Source organism: Sandarakinorhabdus sp., from assembly GCF_040398665.1.
In the GTDB taxonomy this organism is placed as follows: domain Bacteria; phylum Pseudomonadota; class Alphaproteobacteria; order Sphingomonadales; family Sphingomonadaceae; genus Sandarakinorhabdus.
The window spans coordinates 113,635-138,980 of sequence record NZ_JBBATQ010000003.1 but is presented as its reverse complement, the minus strand read 5'-3'; the positions used below and the strand labels follow the sequence as shown (position 1 = coordinate 138,980).

The window sequence follows — 25,346 nt, the reverse complement described above, 5'->3', positions numbered from 1 at the left end:
CGCCGCCACAGCCGCAAAAGGATCGGCCCATGTCACACGAAGTCAGTCGCCGGCTTGTGCTGGCGGGATCAGCGGCGGCGGCCTTGCCCGCCACCGCCGCGCCGGCGCTGCGCGTGGATGGGCAGCGCTTGCGCACCACGCTCGAAGGCCTCAGCCGGTTCGGCCGTCCCGAAGGCGGGACCTTTGCCGACGGGGTCAGCCGCACCGCCTATTCCGATGCCGATATCGGCGGGCGCGCCTATGCCATGGGGCTGATGCGCGAAGCCGGCCTGAACCCGGTGATCGATCCGGCCGGCAACATCATCGGGCGCCGCGCCGGCACCGACAAGGCCGCCAAGCCGATCATCATCGGATCGCACATCGACAGCGTGCGCGCCGGCGGCAATTTCGATGGCGATGTGGGTTCGATGGGCGCACTGGAAGTGCTGCGCACGCTCGATGATCGCAAGATCAAGACGCGCCACCCGGTGGAACTGGCGATCTGGTCCAACGAGGAAGGTGGCACCGTGGGCAGCACGGCCTTTGCCGGCCGGCTGGGCCCCGACGCGCTCGACAATCTCTATTACGGCATCAAGCTGCGCGACGGGTTGAAGCGCATTGGCGGCGATCCGGATCGTCTGGCCCAGGCGGCGCGGCCCGCGGGCTCCATCCACGCCTATCTGGAACTGCACATCGAACAGGGCGGCATCCTGGACAAGGACCATATCCCCATCGGCGTGGTGGACGGGATCGTCGCCATCGACCGCTATGAAGTGACCATCACCGGCTTTGCCAATCACGCCGGCACCACGCCGATGCCCGGCCGCCGCAACGCCCTGATCGCCGCCGCCCGCCTGATCGAAGCGGTGGACAGCATCGTGAAGCGCGAACCCGGGCGGCAGGTGGGCACGGTGGGGCAATTGGCGGTGTTTCCGAACGCCCCCAACGTGATTCCGGGCCGGGTGGAAATGACCGTGGAACTGCGCGACCTGTCCGACACCAAGGTGATCGCCCTCGGCGCGGCGGTGCAGGCCCGCGCCCGCGAAATCGCCCTTGAGACCGGCACGGACATGCACTTCCGCCTCTCCGAACGCGTCCTCCCCGCGCTGGCCACGCCGGCCATCCAGGCCCATATCGAGGCCGCCGCCAAAAGCCTCGGCCTGGCCTTCATCCACCTGCCCAGCGGCGCCGGCCACGATGCGCAACTGCTGGCCAAACTCGGCCCGATGGGCATGATCTTCGTGCCCAGCATCGACGGCATCAGCCATTCGCCGAAGGAGCTTACGCCATGGAGCGACTGCGCCAATGGGGCGAATGTGTTGTTGCACACGCTGCTGGCGGTGGATGCGGCGGGGGTGTGAGGGATAGGTAGCGGCGGGAAACTCGTCGTCGTTGAGCTATCCGGTACGCGGTCACGCGGCAATCGGATCGTCCTCGTCGCTAACCTTGCCGGTACCAAACCGCCGGCTCAAGCTACGATAAGCGTTGCTGACTGCGTCACGCCATCCGTCTGCTGCGAGGCTCAAACTTTCGGGCTCAAGGGCTTTCTTCACATCGTCGGAAGTCCATTCGCGGACTAGTTGCTTTGCCTGTGCATAAATCACGGCATAACCAACCCGTCCCATAACTAGCCGTTCCGCCCACTGCCGCGAAAGCTCACGCACTAGTTCAGGATCATCGTAAGTCGCGTATCGAAGCTGAAGGTGCTCCTGGGCACCGGACACTGCTGAATATGTTAGATTCACAAACAGCTGATTCCTCTCACGGATATACCGCGCTGCTTTGCTCGTCAGTCCCTTCTCTGCAACCTCGTCGGGGTCACTAAGCGGGATGATTTCTGGCGCCTGTTCCAAGTTGGTAGAGATGTTAGCGCGCTTAGCGCCACTGGGATTGAAAATGAGGTCGGTCGGGGTGATTGGCGGCCTATCGCCACCATTACCCGATCCTTCCTTGTGGCCAGGCTTGGCACCCCGTGCACCACCATCCTGGACAAGTTGGGAGCCATCGTCTGCTTCACGAGGACTTTGGGTCTTCACCCGAAGTTCGTTCAGCAGATCTTGTAGTTCCTTCCGCAGATCGTCAGTGGACCCAGACGACTTCGGCGCTAGGGAATTGATGATATCGACAAGCCATTCCGGGCGATTACGAAAAACAAGTTCGGCAAACCCATCGACAGTCAATTGCCGCTGATCACCTCCCGAAAGTTGAATGAACCGGCGATAGGGTTCATGTCTCGCAGCAAAATTATCTGGTAGCTCGACATGCACCGAGATGTGGCGCGCGCCGAACGGAATGCCAAACGCCGGCGCATCTGCGGCCCATTTCCGACCCTTAATTACATCGTACATCTCTCCACGAAAAACTATCGCGGCCGTACTGAGCGATGAAGTGAGCGAGCCGGAAATTGACTTGTTGTGCGCCCCGTTCTGGTAGGATGGATCGTAATAATAGTAGATTTTGAAACCTTCCCCTACATCGACCGCCTCAACACGACCGAATGAATCAGCACGATCAGGAATCGACTTGAATTGCCGTCGCCCGTCGCGCGGGTGCGTGCCCTCATGAAGCACAATTTCAACACCTTCAGGAAGCGTATAAAAACGGTGATACAACGTCGTTGTGATCCACTGCCGATCCTGCGCCGGGTCGCCATCATACGGATCAGCCACTGTGTCCTGATCAGGTCGATTGCCGAAAAGGACTACCTCAGTCCAATCTTCATCAAGCCGATACTCTGATTCTTCATGAACTTGTTCAGTCACATCGACAACTTCCTCGAAGGAGTCCTCAACGGGAACCCACACCTTGCCATATATGCCATCGCGCTTGCCAAGGATGACCTGGCTCACCACCCTGTCCCGACACGAACGATATCGCATCCCAAGCGTGTTTGACGGCAAGGAAGCGACCTTTGCTCCAATGCCAAAGTTGCCTTCGAGTGCCATGTCCTTGCCGAGCGAGGCGGCAAGGTCGCAAATGTGATCAAGCTCGGTGCTGCTCATGCCCGGCCCTGTATTCCAGATAGTAAGTTTTCTGGCGCTCCCGCACTCGGGCACCGTCTTCCCTCTGATCTCCACCAAACGTCGCCCCAATGGCGCCTTTGCGGCAGCCTCAACGGCATTCATGACGAGTTCGCGCAGCATCATGGTCTTGGGGCACTGCTCGATCTGACGCGACACCGTGAAGTCGATATCGCGGATCGTCAGGGGAGTAATCTGCTTAATGTGACTCACGATATGACTCCAAGCGTTAGAGCTTAAATTCGCCGCCGCCACGGCCAGCAGTTTTTCCAAACCTTGATTCAACCTCAACTACGGCGTCGCGCAGCGCCTTCATGATCTTACGCACCTCGACATCGTCATAAACGTAGGCCTGCCTGTTCGACAGATTGCCGATAAGCCGGATCGTCTCGAGCGCCTTATTTGTACGCTTTTCAGCCAGTTCCCGGAACTTGGCGTGCTTCTTGTCGTCAATGGTCATGCGAGAATCACCAAATATGTACGGCCTATGTTGATTGAATGACATATTCGGACATATATAGTCAACACATATACCATACATTTTTCGATTATTTGAAACATCCAACCGCTCCGACCAGCAATCGCCGGCGTGTCGGGGCCGTTGGCGCAGCCGGAGATGAAGGGCTTCATGCTGCCGGCTACGGGATACACGAGTCGCTAGCGCGGATAACGAAAGTGGGTGCAGGGCCTCAGGCCCTGCCCGCCGGAGGCCCTCTTCTGTTAAACCCTGTTCATCGATTCAGACAGCGGCGGGCCGGGACGGATGGACATATAGTCCCAAGACAAGCCCAACCGGGAGACGCACAATGGACATGCCGCACCGCCTTTCCGCACCCCGCATCGCGCCGTTGGAGCCTGACGCCTGGGAGCCGGCGCTGCGACAGGCGTTGCTGGGCAATCGGCCGGCCGAAATGGGCGCGGAAGAAGCGCCGGTGTTCAACATCTTCAAGACCTTGGCCAATCATCCCAAGCTGGCGCAGGCGTTCGGAGCGTGGGGCGGGCAGGTGTTGTTCCGATCATCGCTGGATGCACGCACGCGGGAGATGGCGATCTTGCGGGTCGGCTGGCGGGCGCGGGCGACCTATGAATGGCATCATCATGTTGCCATCGGCCGCGATCATGCCGGGATGAGCGCGGCGGATTTCGACAAATGCAAGGCCGGGCCGGCGCCGGGCAGCGACGCGCCTGACGACGTGCTGCTGCGCGCCGTGGACGAGTTGATGGATGATCATTGCATCAGCGATGCGACGTGGCAGCAACTGGCGACGCGGTTCAGCCAGCAGCAGTTGATCGACCTGGTGTTTGCCGTGGGCCAGTACAATATGGTCTCGATGGCGTTGAACAGCTTTGGCGTGCAGTTGGAGGATGATTACAAGGTGGGGAGCGCGGGTTAGGCGCTGAACGCCGGGGCAGCCCGGCCTGTCCTACGCGCCTCATTTCGGGTTACGCTGTTGCCGCCAATCCTGCGGCTGCGCGATCGGTTCAAGATATATCTTCAGCCGCGGGAATCGCTGCAAGAACAGGGCAATTTCGGCAAAACGGTCAAAACTGCGCGACCGGGCGGCGGCCACCACCCGGAGGCGCGCTGTCCGTCAAAGTCCCCCTTCCCATGCGGCGAGTCGGGGTGTCCAATAGGCAGGACGTTGTTTGCATCAGGGGGATGGAATGAAGTTGCTGCTGTTATCCACGGCCATGGCGATGGCGATGGCGATCACGGCCGGGGCGGCGCAGGCGCAGGACGCCGCGTACATGCCGGTGAGCATCGATGCGGCGAAGGGCAAGCTGCTGCTCACCCTGCCGGCGCTCGATACCGATGTGCTTTATTACGTCAGCCTCGCTTCGGGCGGCGGTTCGGTGGAATTGCCGTTCGATCGCGGCACGGTGGGCCAGGCGGTGGTGCGCTTCCGCCGGGTGGGCGGCAAGATCCTGATGGAGGAGCAGAATCTGGCCTTCCGTTCGCTCAAGGGCGATGCGGCGAACCAGGCCGGCGTGGCGGCGAGCTTCCCGACCGGGATCGTCGCCAGCCTGGCCATCGAGAGCGAAGCCGGTGGCCGCATCGTGGTCGATGCAACGCCGCTGCTGGCGCGCGATGCCGGCGGGGTGGAGGCGGCCTTGCGCCGCACCAACCAGGGCAATTTCCGTTTTGATGCCAGCCGCTTCGCCCTGCATGCGCCGCAAACCAGGGCCTTCTCGCTCAACACCGAGATCGAGACCATCGCGACCTTCAGTGCCGACAATCCCGGCGCGCGGGTGCGCGATGTCGCGCCCGATCCGGAGCATCTGACGATGCGGGTGCATCACAGTTTCCTGAAGGCCCCCACCGGCTACACGCCGCGTGTCGCCGATCCGCGCATCGGGGTGTCCGCCATCCGCTTCAAGGATTTCAGCCAGAGTTTCCAGAACGGCATCGACACGGAATGGGTGACGCGCTGGCGGCTGGAGAAGAAGGACCCAGGCGCGACCCTGTCGGAACCGGTGAAGCCGATCACCGTCTATTTCGATCTCGCCATCCCGGCGCCAATCCGCCACGCCATGAAACAGGGCCTGCTCTGGTGGAACAAGGCCTATGAAGCGGCGGGTTTCAAGAACGCCATCGTCGCCCTCGACGCGCCGGCCGACATGGACCCGCAGGATATCCGGTACAATTACATGCAGTGGATCAACCGCGACGAGCGCGGTTTTTCGTCGGGCGGTAGTTTCCGCGATCCGCGCACCGGCGAGATCTTGGGCGCCAAGGTGCGCATGGATTCGCACCGCATCCGCACCGTCGCCAATTATTTCGATGCCTATGCCGGCGGCCTGCCCGGCGACGGCAGCGGCGTGACGGTGGCCGATGCGAGCCTGGTGAACGGCAGTTTCGAGGCGATGCCGAAGGGCCAGCGCGACATGGTGCTGCTGCGCCAGGCGCTGCTGACCGCGCATGAATATGGCCATGCGCTTGGTTTTGGCCATAATTTTGCGTCCAGCCACAATGATCGCGCCTCGGTGATGGAATATCCCACCCCGCGCGTGACGGTGAAGAACGGCAAGCTCGACCTGTCCGAAAGCTTCCAGAAGGCCATCGGCCCCTATGACACGATGATGGTGCGGTTTGCCTATACGCCTTTGAAGGATGAGAAGGCCGGGCTGAACGCGATCATTGCCGACATGCGCAAGCAGGGCCTGCTCTATGTGCCCGACACCGATCCGCGCTGGACCTGGTATGACGATCGCAACACGCCGGTGGAGGGCCTGACCGAGGCGCTGGCGGCGCGGCGGATCATGCTGGCCAATTATGGCCCGGACAGCGTGCTGCGGCCCGGTGAGCCGATTGGCGAACTGCGCAATCTGCGGTTGTGGATGGCCTATCTGCATCACCGTTATCAGGTTGAATCGGCGGTGAAATATATCGGCGGGCTCTATACGGACATCAAGGTGAAGGGCGAGCCCGGCCCGGCGACCAGCGCCATCCCGGCCAAGCTGCAACGCGACACGCTGGCGCTGCTGTTGGGCACGCTGTCGCCGGCCGAGTTGACGATTCCCGAAAAGCTGCTCGCCGATCTGACCCCCGATCCGGGCCGCAATCTGGAGGATCTGTCCGACGATCCGGTGTTCAACCAACTGCAAGCCGCACGCATTTCCGCCGCGCTGGTGGTGGAACCGCTGCTGGCGCCTGACCGCGCCATGCGGCTGGTGGCATTGCAGGCGCGCGGGCTGGAGGGGGTGACTCTGCCCGATCTGATCGACAGCCTGATGGCGGCGAGCTGGAATGCGCCTGCGCCGGCCAAGGCGGGTGACGCGGCACTTCTGCGCGTGGTGCAGAAGACGGTGCTCGACGGTCTGATGATCCTCGGCGCGTCCGCCACCACCGCGCCGGAAGCCCGCGCGCTGGCCTTGCAGACGCTGGATGGCCTGGCCAAGACGCTGCCCGCCCGCACCGGCGATGCCCTGGGTGCGGCCTTCAACAAGCAGACGGCCGCGGACATCGCCGCCTATCTTGCTGACCCTACGGCCAAGGCACCCAAGTCCGTCTCCGTCCCCTGGGGCATGAGCCCGCGCAGCCGCGCGCCGCAGCCACCGGGGCCGCCACTCGGATAAGCCCACCCCCCGGCCCCTCCCGCAAGCGGGAGGGGAGAAGATTGACCGGCAGCACATGTCTCCCCTCCCGCTTGCGGGAGGGGCCGGGGGTGGGGAAGGACGAAACCCAAAGAAAAAGGCCGGCACCTCGCGGCACCGGCCCTTTCATCAACAACGCCGAATCAATCACTTCACCTTGGCGAAGTCTTCGTAATTGATCCCCAGCTGTTCCAGATACGTCTTGTATTTGGCCGGATCGTAGTAGAATTTCTCTTGCTGCGGCCGCATCTTGCCCATGATGTCGGCATTCAGCCAGATCGCCGGCTTGTCTTCCGGGGTGAGCAGCGGATCATATTTGTCGCTCTTGAACTGCACATCCTGTTGATAGGCCTTGGCATCGGTGATGATCTTCGGCGTGGTCAGCAGATCGAGGATGGTCATGCCCACGGCCTTGGAAGCGACCACCACACCCTTGTGGGCGATCGGCGTGGCCATGGCGATCGCCGATTGGCGGTTGTGGCCGATGGCATTGGGGATGTTCGATGGGTAGCGGATGGTAACCGTGGGCACCGTCCACATGATGTCGCCGATGTCATCGGAACCGCCGCCCGTCGATTGGCCGCGGCTGTCCGGGGTGGACAGTGGCGCCAACTTGGAGGTGAGCGGCTCGACCTTGACGCCATTGGCCACCTGCATCGCCTTGGCAAAGCCCTGGTCCGCGGCGCTCCACGTGGGCAGGCCGGCGGCGGCGAAATTGGCATAAAGCGCTTCGGCCAGCGGCTTGTTGCCATAATTGGGCGCGGCATAGCCCAGGGTGCGCTGGGTCACCGTGGTCCCGGTCGCCATCGCCGCCGCCTTGGACAGGGTGTTGCCCAGCTCATAAAGCTCGCGGATCTTGGCAAAGCTGTTCTCGCGGAAATAATACCAGACACTGGCCTTTTCCGGCACGATGTTGGGCTGGCCGCCGCCTTCGGTGATCACATAATGGCTGCGCTGGGTGATCGGCAAATGTTCACGGCGGAAATTCCATGCGATGTCCATGATTTCCACGCCGTCCAGCGCGCTGCGCCCGTCCCAGGGCTGGCCGGCGGCGTGCGCCGTCTTGCCCTTGAACGTATATTCCACGCTGACCATGCCGTTGTTGCCGGCCGGACCCCAGCCAGTGCCCAGATCGCGGCCGACGTGGGCAAAGATCGACGCATCGACATCCTTGAACATGCCGGCGCGCACATAATAGGCCTTGGTGGCGAGCAGTTCTTCGGCGACGCCCGGCCAAAGCATCAACGTGCCCTTGATGCCGGACTTCTCCATCACGTCCTTGGCGGCGAGCGCCGCGACGATCATCATCGGCAGGCCGCTGTTGTGGCCTTCGCCATGGCCGGGGCCGCCTTCGACCATCGGTTTCATGTCAACGACACCGGGATATTGCGACAGGCCGAGCAGGCCATCGATGTCACTGCCCAGCGCGATCTTCGGGCCGGGGCCGTTCGACCAGGTGGCGGTGAAGGCGGTCGGGATACCAGCAACACCGCGCACCACGGTGAAACCATTCTTTTCCAGGATACCGGTCAGATATTCGCTGGTCTTGTGCTCCTGAAAGCCCGGCTCGGCATAGCTGAACACCATGTCGACCATTTCCTGGGCCAGCTTGGTGCGCGCCTCCACGCCTTCGGCAATCGCCTTCTTCTGCGCCGACGTGGCCAGCGCGAACGCTGGGCTTGCAACTGTTCCGGCCATCACCGTCGCCGCCAGCAATGCGGCGAGCATCTTGCCCTTGTTCATAACTTCAACCCCCGTGAGATAGCTGATCAATATTCGAAGCGCACACCCATACGGTAGACACGCCCCAGCACATCATACAGGCCACGGTTGGTCATTGGATAGGCCGGCGTGTTGTTGCCGGTCGGGCCGTTGCCAACCAGCACCGGATCGCTGTTCAGCAGGTTGCGGACCGACAAGAACAGATCCGCCTTCGAACCGGCCACCTTGATCTTCTTGGTGACCGAGGCGTCGACAAACCACTGCCCGCTGATGCGGTTGGTGTTGATCGTGCGGTTGGCCGGCGTGGAAGCCGGGCAACCGGTGGTGCATTCGAAGAAGTTGTTGTTGTAGACGCCGCTGGAGATGCCGCGACCGGTCATGTTGAAGATCCAGCTGTCCAGCTCGTAATTCGCGGTCAGGCGGTAATTCCATGCCGGCACGCCGTCACCCTGGTTCTTGCCGGCCACGTCTTCGGGCACGTCGATCCCGTTGTTGAAAATATTGTCGATATAGTGGCTGGCCAGGGCGCGCAGCGTGGCCTTGCCGCCGCCAAGATCAAAGCGATAGCTGGCCTCGAAATCGATACCGCGCACCTTCACGTTGGCGAAGTTGAACGGCACCAGCCGGATGCCGGTGATCAGGCTGCTGGCCGCCACCGGGCCGTTGAAGGTGATGAACGGGCAGATATCGGCGCGGTTCTGTTCCAGGCACAGCGTCGTGATGGTCTGCGCCGAAATCGTGCCGATGGCGCCCGCCAGATTGATGTCGAAATAATCGATCGAGGCGGCAAAGCCGGGCAGGAAGCTGGGCGTGAAGACGCCGCCGACACCCCAGGTCATCGCCACTTCCGGCCGCAGGGCCGTATTGCCGGTGGTCTGTTCGGTGAACTGATCGGAACGCTGACCGCCGCCGGCCAGCGGCACGTTCACCGTGTTGGTACGGGCGGTGCCGGGGGCGAACAATTCGGCCAGGTTTGGCGCGCGGATATCGCGGCTGCGCACGATGCGCAGTTTGAAATCATCGATCACCTGCCAGGTGGCGCCGGCCTTCCAGGTGGTGACGCCGCCCGACGTGGAATAATCGGTGCGACGGATGGCGCCGTTGAAATCAAGCCCCTTGGCCAGCGGCACCACGGTTTCGATGAAGCCTTCCTTCACATCGAAGGCACCGGCCGTGACGAGATAATTGCCATAGAGCCAGCCCGCGTTGAACTGCGGATCGACGGAGCCATTCACACGCTCCCGCCGATATTCGCCACCGAACGCGAACGATACCGGGCCAGCCCAGGTTTCGAACAGATCGTTGGTGGAGAAGCTGATCGCTGCCACATCCTGGCGCAAGGTCTGGAGACGCTGCGGCTGCGCGCCGTTGTTCATCACATAATCGATCGCGGCCTGGGTGACGCCGCCGATGCCGATACGGTTCAAGGGCACGCAGCCATTGGTCGGGTTGGTCAGCGTGGAGCGGCAGACAATGGTGCCGGCGGCAATGCCGGCCGCGTTGCCCGCCGGGGCACGCACCGCATCCTGCGCCAGCGTAACGCGATCATTGCGCCAGGTGTTGGTGAGCGTTTCGTTGGTGCGGGCGATACCGGCCTGATAATAGGCCGCATATTTCCAACTGCCCTTGCCGATTTCGAACTCGCCATCGGCGCCGGCGACAAAGCGATAGACTTCGCGGGTATTGTTCGAACCGGCTGCCGGGAAGCCGTTGTTGCTGGTGCCGATGCTGATGTTGCTCAGGTTCAGCGTCGTCATCTGCGACACCAGTGCGGTGGGCAGGAAGGCGTTGTCACGCTGAATGGTGATGCCGGTGCTCGGCGTCTGTTGATAGAAGCTGCGGCCGTTGTATCCGGCATAGGCATATTGCACGAACGGCACGAATGCCGGGCTGACTTCAAAGCTCAGGCGGCCGAACAGGTTGCCGCGCTCTTCATCGGGCGCCAGGCTGTTGGTGCTCCAGTGGCCCTGACGGCTGATCAGATAATCTCCGCCGACCATCCATTGGCCGCGGTTGGGGCCATAGGTGAACTGGTTCAGGCTGGCCTGACCATTCACGATATTGCCGAAATAGGTGCCGCGCAGCGGGCCGGTGTTGATCAGGCCGCCCGGCGTGAATTGATAGGTACCGATACCGCTGGCCACCAGACGCTCAGGCTGACCGTTGCCGGCCACGAACGCCGGATTGTCGATCTGGAAGAAGCCCGAATTCTGCCAGGGGCGATCATAGGTATCCACACCCTTCTGGGTGAAATAATCGCCAGCCAGCAGCAGCTTGCCGCGACCATCGGCAAAATCGAAGCCGCTGGTGATGCGGAACGTGTGGTTGGGCACATCGCCGTAATCGGTGATGCCGAATTCATACTCGGCGCGCAGGCCCTTGAACTCGCGATTGAGCGAGAAGTTGATCACGCCGCCGACGGCATCGGAGCCGTAGGCCGAAGAAGCGCCGCCGGTGACGATTTCGACGCCCTTGATCAGGCCCTGGGGAACGGTCTGCGTGTCGACGATCCCGACCGGCGTGGAGGCCACGGACCGCTGACCATCGATCAGCACCAGAGTGCGCGCCGAACCAAGCGAGCGCAGGTTGACCGACGCGATGCCGGCCTGGCCGTTCGACAGCGAGCCCGAGTTGGTGGACGAGGATTGCGAACCGCGCACCGACGGCAGCGTGTTCACATAATCGCCGATATTGGCCTGCGGCTCGGCCTTCAGTTCAGCCTCCCCGATCACCGACACCGGGATCGGCGAATCATAGCCGGTGCGCGAAATGCGCGATCCGGTCACGGTGATGACTTCGCTTTCCGCTTCCGCTTCCGGCGCAGCCTGCGCCGTGGTTGCGGGCGCAGCCTGAGCCAGCACAGCGGCTGGCATCAGCAAAGCCAAGCTGGCGACGCCCAATTTCAGCATCGTGCGCAGTTCGGCGAATTCGTGATTGCGTGTCGTCATTGAAAAACCCCCAGCTTGCGATCCAGAATCCAGCGAAGATCACGCATGATACAGCGCGCCGCGATGTGTCATTTGCATGACTGGCCCGGTTACGGCGTTACGTCTTTTGGCGTAGGCGGCGCCATCAGCCGGTGCCACCGGGCTCAGGCACCGGGCTCAGGCTCCGGGCAGCGGCACCAATTGTGCCGGGTCGTCGGCACGGAACTGCAAGGTCCGAGTCACCCCGGCGCGGCGCACATTCACCTGCGTGGCATGATCGGCATGGGTTTCCCCAAACAGTCCGCCGCTGATCAGCAACGTCTCCGGCAGACCCTTCAACCGGCCGGCAAAGCGCAGCACCACCGTATCACCCGCCAATTCCTGGCCCACAAACACCAACGGCACTTCGGCAATGCGAAACGCGCGCCCGACATAGGCAATCAGCGCCTTTACGGCTTCCGGATCGTCCAGACTCGGCTGCGAATCGGGCGCGATGTTTGCCAGCACCGGTTCCACATCGTGCGCCGCCATGCGGTGCGTCACCGTCACGACGCCGGTCGCCGCGTCGATTTCCACCACCGACAAGGTGGCGTGGCCACGATGTGCCGCCACAGGCCCGGTTACCAGCCCGGCCGCCAGCAACGCCAGCGCCGCCAGGCCGATCAATCGCTTCAATTGTCGTCCTTCTTCTCAGGCACCTTCTTGATCGGCCTTGTTCTGGTGCTGTCGGGCGTCACTTCCAGGTCGCTGTCAGCCATGCGATTGTCGCCACCGGCCGGATCGTCACGCACCTTCAGCACGGCCGGTTCGATGGCGCGCGGATAGCCATTGTTGCTGCGATCCGCGTCGGCCGTCTCCCACAGCGGATCGATCTCCGCCGATTTCAGCGTCTTGGCCGTCACATGCTGCCAGGTGACATTGCGTGCGTTGTAACGCCACACTTCGGCCGGGATGCGGATGGTTTCGGTGCTGCCATCGGCATAATCCAGTTTCAGGATCACCGGCATCACCAGGCCACCGATGTTGCGGAAGCTGAAGTGATAGAAATGATCCTTGAAGTTCAGCGCTGCAGCTTCGACCGGGTCCAGTTTCTTCTGCAGGGCCTCATAATCCTTGCGATCCTTGGCCGTCACGGTGAAGCGATCGGTTTCGTCATAGAAATCGCGGGTGGCCGGATCACGCGCCACCACCGGCGGCTGCGTGTTGCGCACCACGGTCAGCGGCGTCGGCTCGGCCTTGTTGCGATCCTTCGCCCAGGCCTTCTCCACGTCGGGATTGCGGCTGTCGATCCGGGCTTCGACCACCTGGTCGAGCGCGATATCGACATGGTCGGTCGAATAGAACCAGCCGCGCCAGAACCAGTCGAGATCGACACCCGAAGCCTCTTCCATGGTGCGGAAGAAATCATAGGGCGTCGGCCGCTTGAAGCGCCAGCGGCGGGAATATTCCTTGAAGGCGAAATCGAACAATTCCCGGCCCAGGATGGTTTCACGCAAGATCACCAGTGCGGTGGCCGGCTTGGCATAACCGTTGTTGCCGAACTGCAGCAGGCTGTCGCTCTGCGTCATCAACGGCACCTGATCGCGGCTGACCATATATTCGACGATGTCGCGCGGCTCGCCGCGGCGCGCCGGGAAATTCGGGTCCCAGGTCCGCTCGGCTTCGAACTGCAGGAAGGTGTTGATGCCTTCATCCATCCAGGTCCACTGGCGTTCATCGCTGTTGACGCTCATCGGGAACCAGATGTGGCCGACTTCGTGGATGACCACACCGATCAGGCCATATTTGGCGCGTTCGGTATAGGTGAGTTGGCCGGTTTTCTTGTCCTTCACCGGGCGCGGGCCGTTGAAGGTGATCATCGGATATTCCATGCCGCCCACCGGGCCGTTGACGCTTTGCGCCACCGGATAAGGATAGGGGAACGCAAATTTGCCATAGCTGTCGATGGTGTGGGCGATGGACTTGGTGGAATAGGCATCCCACAGCGGGCGGGCTTCCTTCGGATAGAAGCTCATCGCCATCACCAGCGGGTTGGCCGGGTCGTCCTGTTTGACGCCCATCGCATCCCAGACGAACTTGCGGCTCGACGCCCAGGCGAAATCGCGAACATTCTTCGCCGTGAAATGCCAGGTGCGGGTGCCGCTGGCCTTTTGCTTCTCGGCGGCAAGCGCTTCGACGGGGGTCACGATATAGACCGGTTCCTTGGCGGTACGGGCCTGATTGAGGCGGGCGCGCTGCGCGGCGGACAGGATATCCGGATTGGCCAGTTCGCCGGTGCCCGAAATCACGTGATCGCTCGGCACCGTGAGGCTGACATCATAATCGCCGAATTCCAGGGTGAATTCACCGCCGCCGATGAAGGCCTTGTTGTGCCAGCCTTCATAATCCGAATAGACCGCAGCGCGCGGGAACCATTGCGCGGCCAGGAAGATGCAATTGCCATCCTCATCCGGCTTGGTGAAGCATTCGTACCCCGAACGGCCGCCGATGATGCGGGTTTCCATCATCGGGAAGCTGAATTCGATTTTCACGGTGGTGGCAGCGCCGCTGGCGAGGGCGCCGGGCAGATCGATGCGCAGCAAGCTGTCCACCACGACAAATTTCAGGGCACGCCCCGAAGCATCTGTCACCTTCAGATTGTTGAAGCCGCCTTCCCATTCCTTGAAACGCATGGCGCGGCGCACGGCAGTCATGCCGATCTGGCCGCCGGGGCTGACCGTTTCGGACCGTTCACCAATCGAATTGCGCTTGCTTTCGTTCTGATCGAGCATCATCCACAGATACTTCAGCGCATCCGGGCTGTTGTTGTGGTAGTTGACGATTTCGGTGCCGCTGATGCTGCGGGTCGCTTCATCCAGCCTGGCGGTGATGCGATAATCCACCTTCTGCTGCCAGTAACGATACCCTGGCGCGCCGGCGGCATTGCGATAATCGGTGGGGGTCGGCCAATCCTCGCCTTCCAGCTGGCGGAACTTGTCGACGAAATTGCCCTTGGTCTGCTCGATCGGCCCCGCAGTAGCCGCAGCCAGGCCCGACACCGCAAAGCACAGCAGCGCCGCCTGCGCCCACATCCGCACCATCCTCTGCATATCGTGCATCCCCTGCCTTCGCCCTTGCGCCGGCCACACCCGCCAGCAACACCGCCAATTGCCCGGCTTGCCCGGGCTTGGCAAGCCATCGCCTGACTTGACGATCGCGCCGTTCGCCGCATTGATGGCAGCACAACCTGTCGTGCAATCAGGCTGGTGTTCAGCCCAGGAAGGACCATCATGTTCGCTCGCCTCTGCCTTGTCGCCGCGCTGCTCGGCGCGCCCGCTGCGGCGCAGCCGGTGCCGCCGGAAATCGCGGCCCGCATCGATGCCCAGATGCAGGATTGGGCAGCGAAGAACCATGTGCCCGGCCTGGGCTGGGGCATCGTGCGGCGCGGTCAGGGCCTGGTGCATGCCGGCCAGGCCGGCGTTGCCGATGTCGCATCGGGGCGCAAGGTTGCCGCCGACACACGCTTTCGTATCGCCAGCATGACCAAGGCCTTCACCGCGCTGACATTGTTCGACCTCGCGGCCGAAGGCAAATTGCGGCTGGATGACAAAATCATATCCGTTCTGCCGGAAACAGCCAATTGGGCCGGCGCGCTCACCGTCACCGATCTTGTCCACCACATGGCCGGATTCGTAACCGACGATCCCTGGGGCGACCGGCAGACGCCCCTGCCCGAAGCCCAGTTCACCGCCCTGCTGGCCATCGGCGTGCCATCCACGCGCGCGCCGGGCCTGATCCATGAGTATAGCAACCTCGGCTATGCCATGATCGGCCGCACCATCACCAATGTGAGCGGCCAGCCCTTCGAAGCCGAAATCACCCGCCGCCGCTTTGCGCCGTTGGGCATGACGGCCACCAGCTTCAACCTGGCTGATGTGCCGGCGGGAAAGCTGGCAACCGGCTGGCGCTGGGAAGACGGCAAATGGCAACGGGAACCGGACATGGCGCCCGGCGCGTTCGGGGCGATGGGCGGCGTGATCACCACGGTGCCGGATTATGCCCGCTGGATCGATCATCTGCTTTCCGCCTGGCCGGCAGCAGCACCGGGCAGCGAAGAGCCGAAGGCGCGCGTCATCGTGCGGAACCTGTTGCGCGGCGAAGGCTCCCCGCGCCGGATGCAGCGCCCCACCGCCATGTCCGCGGCGCAGACCTGTGACGTCGCGGTGGTCTATGGCGGCGGCCTGCGCGTGGGCGACGATTGCAGCCTGGGCCGGGTGGCGTTCCACGGCGGCGGCTATCCCGGTTACGGCAGCCATATGCTGATCGTGCCGGAAAGCGGCTGGGGCGTGTTCGTGTTCACCAACCGCACCTATGCCCCGGCCGCTGCCCCGGCCTGGGATGCCATGCTGGCCTTGCAGGGTGCTGGCCTGATCAAGCCGGACATATTGCCGATTTCGCTGCAACTGGCCCGGCTGGTCGAACCGCTGCACCGCATCTGGACCAGCGGCACCGTGGCGACCGAGCCGAAATCGCTGGCGGTGAACCTGTTGATGGATCGCGACACCGCCCACCGCGCCGCGGACATCACTGCAATGCAGGCGCGCAGCGGCCCCTGCCCGCAGCCGCCCGGCGTGCGGGCACAGGGCGCGCTGGAAGGCGATTATCTGTGGCACTGCCAGAACGGCACATTGGTTGCGCATGTGTTGCTGGCGCCCACGCCGACCCCGCAGATCCAGGCGCTTGACTGGTCGTTCGCGCCGAAGAAATAGGAAAGACGGCCGTGACTGCGGGGCGGATGAGGGAACCAGGCCTTTCCGGCGCGAACCTGCCCCAGGCACCGCATATGCCGCCCTGGGTGTAGCCGCCAGAAGCGGCGCATGGCGCCGAGCGCAATGCGGCGGTCGCGCAGATTTCGGTTCAGATCAGCGCGGATCTGTTCGGCCCGCAACGGGACATTGCGTGACTGCGCATATTCGCCACCGCCGCCCACATGAAGCCGCGCTCTGCACGATCAGCCACCGCCGCAACGCCCAGGCACGGTGCGAACGCCTTCGCAAGCGAGACAGACCATCAATATCTGGGCGATCCCGGCAGCGCCTCCGGCTTTCAGCCACAGCCAGGCAGCGGCCAGGCAGCGGCCAGACTGGGGATGTTGGCGCACGAAAGGGCGATCATGTCCGGTGGCGTTGCTGGTTCAACAAGCCGAACAATTGTCCCCCGCAGGACGGGCCTGACGACAATGACCAGGCCGCCACAGTGCGGCCGATCCGGTTCTTGCGGGCTTGCGGTACATGGCCATTCGGCGGTCAAATCGCTCCAAGCCGTTCCAGCTTGGGCAACATCTCTGCCCGAAACCGCAACTGCATGTCATCCAGCAAGGCAAGTTGGGCCGAATCGTCAGACAATGGCTTGCCATCGACCAGCAACCGCCGACCATCGGCTACGAGCAGGTCGTTGATGAAAGCAGATGCTGATTCCATGCCACAAATATGAGCATGCAGAAACAGCATATCAAAACGGCTTACCGGCAAGCCTGCACCAATAACCGGTGCCGCCAAAGCGCCTGATTCATCGGCATGGACCGCTCGAGCCACCAGCATGCGGTTGAACGCGCGCGCATTTTCCAGCTCTTCGATGCCAGGGGGTTTCATTGGACATGGCGCAATCGACCCGGCCGCGACCAGAACGAGCAGTGCTTCCCATAGCTGCTCTGCCGATAAGTTCGACAGAGCCGGATCGGCCTCGATCTGCTGCAGTGACACGCGAGAACAGTCCGCAGCAACCAGCACCTTCATCAAGGGCTCGTAAATTTCTCTCCGCAAACTCGCCTCACCCAACGGTGTCATCACGGTCTTCGGTGCGATATCGCTTGATGCGAGCACGGCAAACGGAAATGTCTTCTGGGCAAATCGGAGCTCTGACGGCGAAAGCGAGCGTCCGCCTTTCACATAGATATCGCGCCGAAACTGCTGGTTGATCACATAGTCTCTGGTCGTTTCACGCAGGATCGGGTTCGAAATGCTGCCGAGCAACGTCTGAGCGTCCTTGGGGAGATAGATCGTTTCCAGATTCTCGATCAGGCTGGCCGAAGCACCATAGCCGAGCTTTGCGTTCGACATCGCGCCAGCCACCTCACTGAATGCCATGGGCAACCAGTGTTGATTGAAAAACTCATGCGCGAGATACTGCCGATCGCTGTTGCGGATGTGTGTCAGACGTTCTTCCATCTGCGGGTTCACAGAGAAATATCGCGCTCCAGCGGCAGCGACCCGTCCGGCAAAGTCAATGGACTGATCAACGCGTGCCAGCAACGGGCCAGTGGCTTCACGCTGGGAAAATTCGTTCATCAGATGCCGCAAAGGCAACCCGGGTGACCAACCAGGAATGGAATTGTAGCTGACGTACAGGATGCCGCCCGGACGCAGCCGGCGTGAAGCAATGTCCAGGATAGCTGAACGGCTTTCCGTCGACACCCAAGACCAGATGCCATGCAATACAATGATATCAAATGTTTCAAGCTCTGGCCGTGCGGCAAGACACTCAAAGCTGTCGTCATAGATTGCCACCGGCTGCGACAAGGGCTCGACCAACAACTGGGCATTTGCCGCATGGGACGCGTTGAAATCGGTGCCTGCATATCGACCGGGCATCACCGCTGCATGGACCGCAAGGGACAAACCCTGACCATAGCCCAATTCAAGATAGGATGGGGCCGAACCGACCCCATGGCTTTGGCCACCCGCAAGCAGACAGAGCAGCAGCCGCGGCACAGACAATTCAGGAAAATAGCCAGACAGATAGGTTATGTCTGTAATGTAATCATTCTGCATTCACTTCGCTCCGAAAAAAAAGGGCGCGCCACCTTTTGGCAGCGCGCCCTATTCTTCGTCAACCTGGTTAGAAGTTGAAGCCGAGCCCAGCGCGGATCGATGCCGCATTGTTCCCACCGCCAAAGCTGTAACCACCGCGAACAAACATGTTCAACTTGCTGTTGACGACAGTATCCACACCGGTCTCGATCGTGCCGAACCCGTCGGGGCTGAAGCCGCGCACTGTGAAGGCGTCACCGCCGCCAGCAAACCGCATCGTACGGATGGCGCCGATATCACCTTGATACGTGTAGCTGAGGTTCAGCAACGGCCGCACCAACAACCCACCGGCAGAACCGAACTGGCCATTGATGCGTGCACCCAAGGTCGGCCGGAAGATCGACTTGGAGGCTTCGTCGACGCGGAGCGCAAAGCCCCCGCCGATCGAACCATCCAGCTCGACAGCTTCATTGGTCTCCCAGTTGCGGATCGCAGCCTTCGCGAACGGTGTGATGGTCCAGTTGTTGCCAACCGTGAAGCGGTAACCCGCTTCGAGGCCAGCATCCAGCTGAGTGCCCCGGAACTCGCTGCCCAGGCTACGCGACAGAAGAGACAGCTCACGTTCAACCGAGAAACGGCTGAAACCGTAAGCAACGTTGCCCTGCACGTAAAACTGGCCAAAGCCCTTCACCACATGAGCACCCACGGTCCAGGTCCGGATGCGCGCCGTTTCAGGCGAGATGCGGGCCGTGACATCGTGCTCACCATAGGACGCTCCGATCCCGATCACGCCATCGGTCGCGAACGCAATGTCACCACCAAACGCCAGACCATAAGCCGTGGACCGGATGCCAGACGCACCAGCGGTGTCATCACCGTTGAAGCGGCTGAAATCGCCCACCGGGGTGGCCCACAATCGCGAAGTGAGTGCTTCCCCTGCGAGCAGCGACGTGATCGCGATGGCCGGTGCCTGGTTCAGGACCAGGTTCTGATCGACCGCCGAGATGGAGGCGTAGATATCACCCGAGGACAGCTCGCTGAACACTTGCGCCGCCTGTGCCGACGTCAGGCGCCAATCCAGCGCGTTCACCACGTTGGCAACATCCTGGGCATTGGCCAGCGCACGAACGGTCGGGAACGCCGCTCCACCGGCGGCATCCGAAAGGATTGCCGTGGTGATCGCCGGGATTGCACTGTTCAATGCCGTTGCCGCCGCCTGGGCGTTGGTACCCACTGCAACCGTCGAATAAGCAGTGCGTCCGGAAACCAGGCGGACCGTGCGGGTCGCAGCATCGTTCACGACCCGGAAGGTCACGAACGGCGAAGCGATGCTCGACGAAACCGTGGCCGTCACGTTGCCAGCGCCAGTGTAGGTCGCCAGCGTCGTGCCATCTCCATCGCGGAAGATGCTGTCTCGTGACACCACAACCCGTATCGTACCGGCCAGCGAAAGATCACCGGTGACATCGATGCGTGAAGGCGTTGAACCCGTTGCTGCCAACGTGCTTGCCGCGTTGGTGAAGTACGGGATGGACACCCCGCCGGTCAGCGGACCGAGCAGTTCGGAGGAGGCACCACTGGCGCCCACACTTGCCGGCGTGAAGCGCGTGAGGGCGCCCGTCGCTCCGACAACCAACGTACCGGCGGCCGTTTGCGTGAAGTTGCCGGTTTGGTTCACCGTCAGGCCGATGATCCGCTCCGGACCGACCGAAACGAAGCTGTCACCCACCGCCTGCGTGGCAACCGGGGCCCGCCGGCCCAGGACAAGCGTGGCTGCGTTATTGACGTTACCGCGAATGCCGAAGGTGCTCGCCGGCGTTTCGGGCTGGCGAGCCAGCTGCACTTCACCGCCGTCGATGGCAAACGTACCAACATCAAGCGTCCATGCGGCTGGCACTGTGGAGGTTGCCGCAACAAAATTTGCACCGTTGATCACGAAGGTGCCGGCATCCTGCTTGCGCAACAGATTGACCCCGGCGACACGGACCGCGGTCACCGGATTGGGACCGAATTCCGTGACGGCCTCTCTCGACAAGGTCAGCGACGGTGTACGGGTTGGCGCCACGCCAGTCTGGGTGACGGCATCAGCACCCAACCAGCCAGAGCCGCGCAAATTGACCGTCGTATCGGTCAAACGCTCGCCCGTCAGGCTGGTTTGTGCAGTGATGTTGCCCAACGTGACCGAGCCGCTGTTGAGGTTGACCGTCGCGACGATGTTGCTCGTCTGCACCGTCTGCTCCACGCCCGTGAACGGATTGGTGACCACGTTGGTCGCCCCCGTCACGTTGATGGCGCGCGCAATGCCGTTCTGATCGAACGTGTAGGTCTGACCGGCCCGCTTGTCTGGCGCCGTGTAGGTAAACGCATTGGAGTTGTCGGTCCGTTCGGTTACCCGGGTGCCCAGATCCAGGCTCTGGCCCAGCGTTGTCGTGCCGGTGATGAAGCCGGCGTTGGTCACGGTGCCCGTCGCACCGGCCACGCCGACGCTGCCGACAACGCCGCCCGCAGCGTTGGTGATGGTTGCGGTCCCCAGGCGCGGCGTGCGGACGGTTGTGCTGGTTTCAACCTGCAGTGCCGCGTTGTCGAAGCGGGTATTGACCACCGTGCTGCTGGTATCGAACCCGACAGCGGTTGCGAAAAGACCACCGCCGGCACGACCGCTGTTGGTCAGGCTTGCCGTCGTCAGCGAGCTGACACTGGCGGCACCGTCGATCTTGCCCGCGTTGGCCAGCGACGAGGCGCCGCCAACGGCCGTGTTGACCGTGGTGGACGTGACATTGCGCTGGGTGCCCAAGGTGGTGCCCGTCGACGTGTCCACGCTGGTCGTCTTCGAATTTGCGCCGATCAGGCCAACACCGATTGAACCAACCCGGCTGCCGGCAGCAATGGTCGCCGTCGAACCGCCAAGACCAGCGACACCGGCCGTGCTGGTTGCAATCGTTCCCGTCGCCTGCAGCGCAGCCGGGGTTTCGATTGACAAGGTCGCAGTGCCGCCTGTTGCCGTGCTGATCGTCGTCACCGTTCGCACGGCTTTGGCGCCCACAGCCAGAGTGTTGCCAACCACTGGCACGCCAAGACCAGGGAAGGTTTGCGAGGAACTGGCGCCCAGCTTGCCGGCATAGGTGTCAACGGTCGTCGTATCGTTGTTGTTGCCGGAGGCCGTGACAAATACCCCGCCAGCAGCCGACCCGGTCAACGCGGCGCTCGCGTTTCCAGCCGCAGACGTAACGTTGAGAGAACTGCCGACCGTGCCGGCCACAGTGGCGGTGGAATTGCCGGCCACATTGGACGAAACGTTGCGCGCACTGTTTGACGCAGTGACCACACCGGCGCTGCGGCTGTACTTCGACTCGTTCTGGAACTCGGAGCTGCTGCCACTTGTCGAGACAGACAGGCTGCCGGCGAGCTTGGCTGCCGCGGCGATGTTGGCCGTTGCCAGTACAACGCCGGTTACCGAGGAGCCACCGACCGAACCAGCCGATACGGCCAAGGTGGCCGTTCCGCCGCTGAGCACGTTCTTGCCGGCGTTGGTTTCGGTCAAGGTCGTCGTGGTATCGACAAAGGCTTCGGTGGTCTGTGCCAGGCCGCGTGTGAACTTGCTTTCGGTCGCAAAGCGACCATTTGCCGTTACAAATGCCGAACCATCGATGATGCCGCCATCCACCGCCAGGCTGGCATTGTTGCCGTTCAGAAACACGGAGGCGCCGCCACCCGCATTGCTGACGCCGACGCGGCCGGCAATGGTCGCCGATGCCAGTGACGTGCCTTCGCGAACACTGGTGTTGTCCTGCGTCTGGGTGAAGCCGAAGCTGCCCTTGCCGTCGGTACCGAGCACCCGCGTGTTGTTGAAGCCGTTGCTGGTGGTGTTCGAAGACTGGTTGCCCGCCGTGAGCGTGACGCTGCCGAACACGGCACCGCCGCTCACGACCGACGCGGTCACATTGCCCTGGCCCGTGAGCGAGACATTGCCCGTGGTTGCCGGATTGAAGTTGGTGGTACCAATGGCGCCGCTGATGCGGGCGTCGATATTGCCGCCAACCCGCGTCGTGGCGGTCGTGCTGGTTTGGCTGTCCACCGTGGTGGTAACAGCCGGTGTGGTATCAACCGCAAAGACGGTCGTTCGCACGGTGTTGTTGGCAAAGCTGTTGCTGATGAGGCCAGCAGCCGAGCTGGCAGTCAGGCCGCCACGGATCGCACCGTCGTTGGTGATGCTCACGCCCTTGATGCCGTTCAGGGAGACACTGGTCGTGGGATCGCCGATCAGGCCCGCAGCGTTGTTGATCAGCGTGGCGGTGCCGCCGATCGCAATCTGCTGGGAACTGCCCGCAATCGTGTCGGTGGTCACGGATTGCTTGTCACCCGCAACAGTTGCGAACGAATTGCTGTTCGTTTGCGCGCCGGTTATCACCCGGGCGGAGAACAGCGACGTGTTGCCGGCAACGGTCCCGCTGTTGGCAAGGCTGGCATCGCCATCCGAGCTGGCAAACAGCGACTCGATCCGGCCGCCCGTCGCCACAGTTGCCACAGCCGTGCCACCGGTTGCCGAGCGTGTGGTGCTGGATTGCGCGGTGTTCCCGGTCTGGACACCCTTGGCATCAAATGTGAAGGTCGATTTTGAATCGCTGGCTGTGCGCGTGCCATTGGCAAAAACCTGGACGAGACCGGTGGTGCCCACAACGCCAATGCCGACATTGCCAGCCCCGCTGTTCAGCGACACGGTGCCGGCCTTGCCCGCCACATCAACCAGGATCGGACCGCCAGCATTGCGTGCCAGCGAGGTTGACTGCGAAGAAAGCTGGTTGCCGGTTTTTGCATCAAAGCTGTTGGCCGAGCTGTTGTCATTCAGCGTGGTGTTGGCCGTGATGAACAAGCCGCCCGTCGTCCCCGCGATCGAGGCTGTCGCGCCGTCCGCGCCGGCACTGGCGTTGACGTCGCCCGTCGAACCCGTTTGCGCCACAGACACAGTCAACTTGCCGCCCTGGAACACTTGCTTGCTGTTGGACGAGGTGGCTGTCGTATTGAAAGTGGTCGGATCAAACGTCTGTTCGTCGGTCGAACTGAACAAAACGCGGTTTGTCGAAACATCCACGCTGCCGGGCACCGTGCCACTGGCCACCTTGCCAGCCACCGAAAGCGAAACCGCGCTGCCCCCACCGTTGATCGATACCGATCCGGCCTGGCCGGCCGCACCGACCGTCAAGGACAGCGCACCCGTATTGGCCAGATCAGCCGATTCAAACTTGCCCGACAGTTGGTTGCCCTTGCCATCGAATGTGAAAGCCGAACCGTTGCTGCTGCCAGCGGTTGTGCTGATCAACGAAACGTTGCCGGCGACCTTTCCGTCGATTGCAACCGTCGCAATGCGCGATGTGTTAACGTTTACGGACGCAGCCGAAGCGGTGGCCGCCAGTGTCAGATTCGCCGCTGCATCATTCGCGAGCGCCGCGGAGATTGAACTGAAGGTTTGACCGGTCAGGCCATTGTCGGCGTTGCGGGTTTCGGTGTTGACGATGGAGGTGGTGCTGAAGTTGGTTCCCGCAGTGACGGAAACATTGCTTGCTACCTTGCCGGCGACCTTGGCCGAAGCGACGTTGGCGCTGAACACGGAAAGGCTGCTGATATCGGCTTGCTCGCCAATTGTCGCCGTCGCTTCGCCGCCGGTCCGCGCAACCGTGCGATTGAAGGTGGTCGCCGTCTTGCCCGCCGCGGGTGCGCTGGTCTTGCCGTCAACCGTGGTGGTGGTGCCGGTTGCATTCGCGAAAACATCACCAGCGATCCCGGTCACCTCGACAGAGGCCTTGCCACCGACGCTGGAGACGAAACCGCGCGATGCCTTTGTGCCGACATTCGCGACCGAAACCGAAGCCGCATTGCGCGAATTGACGCTCGTCGTGACGCCATCGGTTGTCTTCGATTCAAAACTGCCGAAGACAAAGCCGTCGACGCCGGAAGAACCAACGCTGCCAGTGGAGCTGAGCGTGATCGGGCCATTGCCATTCAAGAACACGCCACCGACCACGGTCCCCGTATTGGAGAAGGCGGAAGGGCCCGAGATCGAACTCACCGTAACGGTGCCGGTGATCAGCCCGCTGTTCTGGCCGTCAAAGCTTTTTGCGTTGAACACAGAGACGCCAACGAAGTCTGCAATGGCGCCGTCCGTCGTCAGGCTGCCGATCTTGCCGGCGTTCTGGAGGATGAGCGCGCCATCGCCGCGACCGGCACCCTGAGACCCCAGGCTGACCGAGCCGGAACCGGTGACCGCTCCATCGGCCTTGGTCACAACGGTGATGTCCGGATCCGGCGTGTTCGCAGCATTGATCACCAGCGTGTTCAACGCACCAACGTCGATCGGGCTGTTCACCGTGATCAGCTGGACCGCTGCAGCCGGAGACAAGGCCAGCACCGCAAAAGGTAAGGCAACCGACGCCTTGAGCAGCCGCTTCCGGCGCGTCCCCACATTCGACATCTCAGATGACATCATGAAAACCCCCGACATAGTGATTCCTCGCGTGCTAGAGCCGTAAATCTACATTTTGTGTCTTTTCATGATCATTTTGATCATTATTGAAGACACAGTCTCTAATGGACGTCTTTTCAGTATGAAATTGATTAAGACGGCACAAGACCCCCCTTTGGCGTCCGTATGCATCGTAATTGTAGCTACATATTTACATTATGACGCTTGTAAATGGCATTTTAGCGTCGGTAATTTCCGTTTTTAGCCTGTATATTTCCGACAAATTTTATTTTTGAGATCGTCTATTTTTCTAATGCATTGACTGGAAACAGCATCGCGGTTAAAAATTCGAAGGGTC

General features: G+C 62.0%; 12 protein-coding genes. 4 read left to right on the top strand and 8 right to left on the bottom strand.

Annotated features, from left to right (window positions below; genetic code table 11):
• Positions 1–29 precede the first annotated feature (29 nt).
• The gene (locus ABWP22_RS05630) at positions 30–1,340 is read left to right on the top strand and encodes a Zn-dependent hydrolase (protein ID WP_353198981.1); all 1,311 of its coding nucleotides are present in this window, start codon (positions 30–32) and stop codon (positions 1,338–1,340) included.
• 51 nt (positions 1,341–1,391) lie between these two features.
• Here the strand turns inward: ABWP22_RS05630 and ABWP22_RS05625 are convergent, their stop codons facing one another.
• Both ABWP22_RS05625 and ABWP22_RS05620 read right to left on the bottom strand, forming a co-directional pair.
• Entirely contained in the window at positions 1,392–3,272 is a 1,881-nt protein-coding gene (locus ABWP22_RS05625; protein ID WP_353198980.1) for an ATP-binding protein, read from the bottom strand.
• Entirely contained in the window at positions 3,229–3,459 is a 231-nt protein-coding gene (locus ABWP22_RS05620) for a hypothetical protein (RefSeq protein ID WP_353198979.1), read from the bottom strand. The genes ABWP22_RS05625 and ABWP22_RS05620 overlap by 44 nt, the downstream gene beginning before the upstream one ends.
• A gap of 346 nt (positions 3,460–3,805) precedes the next feature.
• Here ABWP22_RS05620 and ABWP22_RS05615 point away from each other — a divergent pair, with 346 nt between their 5' ends.
• The gene (locus tag ABWP22_RS05615; RefSeq protein ID WP_353198978.1) at positions 3,806–4,393 is read left to right on the top strand and encodes a carboxymuconolactone decarboxylase family protein; all 588 of its coding nucleotides are present in this window, start codon (positions 3,806–3,808) and stop codon (positions 4,391–4,393) included.
• Between the two features lie 271 nt (positions 4,394–4,664).
• Complete coding sequence (locus tag ABWP22_RS05610; protein ID WP_353198977.1) at positions 4,665–7,076, top strand: zinc-dependent metalloprotease; 2,412 nt, start codon at positions 4,665–4,667, stop codon at positions 7,074–7,076.
• Positions 7,077–7,241: 165 nt separating this feature from the next.
• On the opposite strand, the gene ABWP22_RS05605 is transcribed toward ABWP22_RS05610, so the two are convergent.
• From ABWP22_RS05605 to ABWP22_RS05590, 4 genes are all read right to left on the bottom strand, one after another.
• The gene (locus ABWP22_RS05605; RefSeq protein WP_353198976.1) at positions 7,242–8,837 is read right to left on the bottom strand and encodes an amidohydrolase; all 1,596 of its coding nucleotides are present in this window, start codon (positions 8,835–8,837) and stop codon (positions 7,242–7,244) included.
• 26 nt (positions 8,838–8,863) lie between these two features.
• Positions 8,864–11,764, bottom strand: coding sequence for a TonB-dependent receptor plug domain-containing protein (locus ABWP22_RS05600; RefSeq protein ID WP_353198975.1), 2,901 nt, complete (start codon positions 11,762–11,764; stop codon positions 8,864–8,866).
• Positions 11,765–11,920: 156 nt separating this feature from the next.
• Positions 11,921–12,418 (bottom strand): DUF6702 family protein, encoded by a 498-nt coding sequence (locus ABWP22_RS05595; protein ID WP_353198974.1) that lies wholly within the window; start codon positions 12,416–12,418, stop codon positions 11,921–11,923.
• Positions 12,415–14,832: a M1 family metallopeptidase gene (locus tag ABWP22_RS05590; protein WP_353198973.1), complete on the bottom strand. Its 2,418-nt coding sequence runs from the start codon at positions 14,830–14,832 to the stop codon at positions 12,415–12,417. Before ABWP22_RS05590 ends, ABWP22_RS05595 begins: the two co-directional genes overlap by 4 nt.
• A gap of 180 nt (positions 14,833–15,012) precedes the next feature.
• Between ABWP22_RS05590 and ABWP22_RS05585 the strand changes: the two genes are divergently transcribed.
• Entirely contained in the window at positions 15,013–16,491 is a 1,479-nt protein-coding gene (locus tag ABWP22_RS05585) for a serine hydrolase domain-containing protein (RefSeq protein ID WP_353198972.1), read from the top strand.
• Between the two features lie 537 nt (positions 16,492–17,028).
• Here ABWP22_RS05585 and ABWP22_RS05580 read toward each other — a convergent pair.
• Both ABWP22_RS05580 and ABWP22_RS05575 read right to left on the bottom strand, forming a co-directional pair.
• Positions 17,029–18,552 (bottom strand): methyltransferase regulatory domain-containing protein, encoded by a 1,524-nt coding sequence (locus tag ABWP22_RS05580; RefSeq protein WP_353198971.1) that lies wholly within the window; start codon positions 18,550–18,552, stop codon positions 17,029–17,031.
• Positions 18,553–18,619: 67 nt separating this feature from the next.
• Positions 18,620–25,027 carry an autotransporter outer membrane beta-barrel domain-containing protein gene (locus tag ABWP22_RS05575; protein ID WP_353198970.1) on the bottom strand — a complete coding sequence of 2,136 codons (6,408 nt, stop codon included), beginning with the start codon at positions 25,025–25,027 and terminating at the stop codon, positions 18,620–18,622.
• Positions 25,028–25,346 lie beyond the last annotated feature (319 nt).